Source organism: Kitasatospora sp. NPDC001095, assembly GCF_053598615.1.
This window is the reverse complement of sequence record NZ_JBSFKQ010000110.1, coordinates 1-4986: the sequence shown is the minus strand read 5'-3', so window position 1 is coordinate 4986 and position 4986 is coordinate 1. Positions and strand designations below refer to the sequence as shown.

Annotated in this window: 4 protein-coding genes; 3 read left to right on the top strand and 1 reads right to left on the bottom strand. The window is 71.6% G+C overall.

Annotated features, from left to right (window positions below; all coding sequences use genetic code 11):
* The 3 genes from ACWDBB_RS35925 to ACWDBB_RS35915 form a co-directional block, all read left to right on the top strand.
* The coding region (locus ACWDBB_RS35925) for a hypothetical protein (RefSeq protein WP_449793609.1) at positions 1-219 on the top strand (219 nt) is incomplete at its 5' end.
* Positions 171-743: a hypothetical protein gene (locus ACWDBB_RS35920; protein WP_449793608.1), complete on the top strand. Its 573-nt coding sequence runs from the start codon at positions 171-173 to the stop codon at positions 741-743. The genes ACWDBB_RS35925 and ACWDBB_RS35920, both read left to right, overlap by 49 nt.
* Before the next feature lie 562 nt (positions 744-1305).
* Positions 1306-3363, top strand: coding sequence for a glycosyl hydrolase family 18 protein (locus ACWDBB_RS35915; RefSeq protein ID WP_449793607.1), 2058 nt, complete (start codon positions 1306-1308; stop codon positions 3361-3363).
* A 142-nt stretch (positions 3364-3505) separates the two neighbouring features.
* On the opposite strand, the gene ACWDBB_RS35910 is transcribed toward ACWDBB_RS35915, so the two are convergent.
* Entirely contained in the window at positions 3506-4804 is a 1299-nt protein-coding gene (locus tag ACWDBB_RS35910) for a multidrug effflux MFS transporter (RefSeq protein WP_449793606.1), read from the bottom strand.
* Positions 4805-4986: the final 182 nt, after the last annotated feature.

The window sequence follows — 4986 nt, the reverse complement described above, 5'->3', positions numbered from 1 at the left end:
CCGCGCTACCCGGCCGACCGGATCGCCTACATGCTGGACGACGCCTCGCCCGCGCTCGTCCTCACCAGCAAGGCGCTCCTCCGGGGCCGCCGCGCTGTCGCTCCGGAGATCGCCATCCGGCCTTCGGGGGACCTTCCCTTCCACGCCGCGAACATGACAGTCTGGGCGCCATGCGCACTCGTCTCCTCGCCGCCACCCTCACGGCACTCGCCGCGGTGAGCCTCGCTGCCTGCTCCAGCTCCGGATCGGGCTCAGGCTCGGGCTCGGACAAGGCCACCTCCGCGGCCGGCTCCCCCACCGCCGCCGCCTCGGCCGCCGCGCCGTCCGACGCCGCCACCACGCCCGCGGCCCCCGCGCCCGACTCGACCGCCCCCACGGCCGACGGCGCCACCGGCGCGCCCGCCCCCGACGGCGGCGCCTCGGGAGCCCCCGCACCGGCCAAGCCCGCGCCGCCCGCCGACGCCGGACTGCCCACCAAGCCGGGCACCGACCTGACGGCCAAGCTGGTCTCCGCCCTGGACGCGATCGACCCGGCGATCGTCGACGGCAAGCCGGACCAGGCCGTGGACCGGGCGCGCAACCAGTGCCAGTCGATCTACCAGTTCCCCAAGGACAAGCAGAAGTTGACCGAGCTGGCCAACCAGCGCTTCACCTCGGCCGCACACCCGCAGGGTTTCGGACCGGACACCGCCGCGAAGATCAACGAAGCGCTGCTCGCCACGCTCTGCCCGCCGGGCCGCTGATCCGGACGGCGGCCCCGCCCGCTGCCCGTCGACCCGGGGGTCCGCATGTCCACGGATCCCCGACACCATGAACCGCCCGGCGTCCTGAGCGCCGGGCCGCCGTGGCCGCGCCCCCTCGCCGGGTGCGCGGCCACGGCTTTCTCGTTTCCGGCGCCTCCCGTCGCCATCGGCCTCCCGACCGCCCCGGGCCGCCAGAGCGCCCCCTTCCTCCGCACGGACCGTCCGCTAACGAACTGTTAGGTCTCTTGACAGACCAGTGGTCTAGTCCAAACATAAGCATGTCGATCCGACCGGGATGCACTGTGGGGGTGTGACCACCGGCGGCTGAGGCACTGCCCTGCCATGCACCGCTCCACCCCCGCCCCGTACGGCGCACGCGTCCACACGCCGCCCGCGTCCGCGCGATTCGGTGGGCCTTCGCACGCCCGAACTCCCGAGCTCACGCACGCACTCCCGATGTCCGACCCGGTCCCGGGATCGCGGCCGACCCCACACGGCCGCCCCGCCAGGACCGGCCGCACCTCGCCAACGTCCTGCCCCACCACGTCTGTTGGAGGAATTCATGCGCCTTCGCCGAACAGTCCAGGCCGTGTTCACGGCCTGCGCCACGCTGGCAGCCTCGGCCGGCCTGGTCGCCGCCGGGACGAGCTCCGCCGAGGCCGCCACCCCGCTCCCCAGCCGGGTCTTCGCCCCCTACTTCGAGGCCTGGACCGGCCAGAGCCCGGCCCAGCTGGCCGCGCAGTCCGGCGCCAAGCACCTGACCATGGCGTTCCTCCAGACCGCCACCAAGGGCTCCTGCACGCCGTACTGGAACGGCGACTCCTCGATGCCGGTGTCCTCCGCCACCTTCGGCGCCGACATCGCGACCATCCGCGCCAACGGCGGGGACGTGATCCCGTCCTTCGGCGGCTACACCGCCGACAACACCGGCACCGAGCTGGCCGACAGCTGCACCGACGTCAACCAGATCGCGGCCGCCTTCGAGAACGTGATCACCACCTACGACGTCAGCCGGATCGACCTCGACATCGAGGACAACTCGCTGACCAACACCGCCGGGATCGACCGCCGCAACAAGGCGATCAAGATCGTGGAGGACTGGGCCGCCGCCAACGGCCGGACTATCCAGTTCTCCTACACGCTGCCCACCACCACCTCCGGGCTGGCCAGCAGCGGGCTCGCGGTACTGAAGAACGCGGTCAGCAACAACGCGCGGATCGATGTCGTCAACATGATGACCTTCGACTACTACGACAACGCCGCCCACGACATGGCGGCCGACACCCAGACCTCCGCGCAGGGCCTCTACAACCAGCTCGCCAAGCTCTACCCGTCCAAGACCCCGGCCCAGCTGTGGGGTTCGATCGGGATCACCGAGATGATCGGTGTCGACGACTTCGGCCCGGCCGAGACCTTCACCGTGGCCAACGCCACCACCGTGTACAACTGGGCCGTCTCCAAGGGCATCAACACGCTGTCGTTCTGGGCGCTCCAGCGCGACAACGGCGGCTGCCCGGGCACGGCCGGCAGTGACTCCTGCTCCGGGATCTCCCAGAACACCTGGGACTTCACCCACATCTTCGCGCCGTTCACCAGCGGCTCGACGGTGAACAACGACTTCTCGGTGTCGGTCAGCCCCAACTCGGCCACGGTCGCTGCCGGTTCGTCCACCTCGGCGACCGTCGCGACGGCCGTGACGGCGGGCTCGGCGCAGAGCGTCAACCTCACGGTCAGCGGCGCCCCGGCCGGCGTCACCGCCACCGTCACCCCTGGCAGCGTCACCGCCGGCAGCAGTGCCACGCTCAACATCAGCACCACCTCCTCGGTGGCGCCCGGGAGTTACCCGATCACCGTCACCGGCGCGGCGGCCTCCGGCAGCCACACGAGCACCTTCACCCTGATCGTCACCGGCACTCAGCCCGGCAACGACTTCTCGGTCGCGGTGAACCCGGCCTCCGGTACGGTCGCGGCCGGCTCGTCCACCTCCGCCACCATCGCGACGGCGGTCACCGCGGGCTCGGCGCAGAACCTCAACCTCACGATCACCACCGTTCCGGCCGCCGGCATCAACGCCACCGTCACCCCGGGCAGCGTCACCGCCGGCAACAGCGCCACGCTCAACATCTCCACCACCGCGGCCGCGAACCCGGGCTCCTACCCGCTGACCGTCACGGCCACCGGGGCCTCCGGCAGCCACAGCGCGACCTACACGCTGACCGTCACCGGGACCGGCCCGACGACCGGACTGGTCAACGGCGACCTGGAGAGCGGCAGCCTCGCCCCGTGGACCTGCCAGAGCGGCGGCGCCGTGGTCTCCACCCCGGTCCACTCCGGCAGCAAGGCGCTCCAGGCCGCGGCCACCGCCGCCCAGACCGGCGAGTGCTCGCAGACCGTCACGCTGAAGCCCAACACCAGCTACACCCTGAGCGGTTGGGTGCAGGGCAACTACGCCTACGTCGGCGTCAGCGGCGGTGCCACCGCCAGCGCCTGGGCCAACTCCGCCGGCTGGACCAAGCTGTCCGTCCCCTTCACCACCGGGGCCAACGGCACCGTCACCGTGTACCTGCACGGCTGGTACGGCCAGGGCAACGTGTACGGGGACGACTTCTCCATCGCCTGAGTCCGCTTCGGGTGGCGAGGACCACTGACGATTGACGGATGACGAACGACGGATGACAGCTGACAGATTTCAACATCTGTCAGCTGTCATCCGTTTCCCGTTGTCTGTTCGCTGTTTTCTGTTCGCCGTGTTCCGCTCGCCGTCAGCTGCCCGCCGTTCGCATCCGCTCCGGGCGGCACAGCGCCAGGTACGCCACCGTCGCCAGCACCCCACACACCAGGACCACCAGCGCCAGCAGCACCGCCGACGGCCGACCGCCGAGGCTGCTCAGCGGTGCGACCACCGCGCCGCACAGGAAGTTGCCCGTCCCGAGCAGCGCCGACGCCGTGCCCGCCACCTGCGGCTCGACCAGGCCGAGCGCCTGGGCGGCGGTGTTCGGCAGCAACACCCCCAGGCTGCCCATCATCACGAACAGCGGCGGACAGAAGCCGGCCAGTCCGAAGTCCCACACCGTCGTCAGCAGCACCAGCGCCACCCCGGCGGCGACCGCCGACGCGAGGCTGCCCAGCATCAGCGTCCGCTGCGTGAAGCGCGGCGCCAGCACCCGCCCGTTCAGCTGGGTCATCACCACGATCGCGAACGAGTTCAGCCCGAACAGCAGGCTGTAGGTCTGCGGCGAGACCTGGTACACGTTCTGGAGCACGGTCGACGACCCGCTGATGTAGCCGAACAGCGCCCCGAAGGCGAGGGAGCTGGTCAGCGCCAGCCCGAGGAACGGCAGGTTGCGCAGCAGCCGCCCCATCGTCCGCAGGGCCGCGCCCACCCCGCCGCGGTCCCGGGTCTCCGGCGGCAGCGTCTCGCGCAGCACGCCGAACGAGACCAGGGCGAGCAGCAGCCCGAGCGCCGTGAGCACGCCGAAGGTGCCGCGCCACGAGGTGAACCGCATCAGCTGTGCGCCGATGATCGGGGCGAGGATCGGCGCCAGCCCCGATATCAGGGCGATCGAGGCGAGGAAGCGCAGCAGGGCGACGCCCTGGAAGCGGTCCCGGGAGACGGCGCGCCCGATCACCAGTCCTGCGGAGCCGGCCGCGCCCTGGACGAACCGGCCGGCGATCAGCACCGACAGGTTCGGCGCGAACACGCACACCAGGCTCGACAGGGTGTAGAGGACGAGCCCCGCGAGCAGCGGAGTGCGGCGCCCGAAGCGGTCGCTGAGCGGCCCGAAGAGCAGCTGCCCGGCGGCGACCCCGAGCATCGAGAAGGTCAGGGTGAGCTGGACGGCGGCCGGCTGGGCGACCAGGTCGTCGGCGATGGCGGGCAGGCCCGGCAGGTAGAGGTCGGTGGTGAGCGGGCCGAGCGCGGTGAGTCCGCCGAGGACCGCGATCACGGCCCAGCCGGGACGGGCCTGGCCGGTGACGGGTGCGGCGGCGGATGCGGGGGTGGGTGTGGTGGCGGCAGCGGTCGACGTGTCGTCGGTGGGGCCGACGGTCGGGCCGGGCATGGTGCTCCTTACGGACGGGTGACGTGGGGTTCGTTCGCGCTCCGTCCTATCGCAGCCCGGTCGGGTTCCGACAGCGGGGGTGCGCACTGAGCTTCCTGCCGACCGCGAGCCGGGCAAGTTCGAGCTGACCGTCAGAGTCGTGGAGAGCGCGGACGGCGGCCTGGAGATGTGGGGCGAGTACA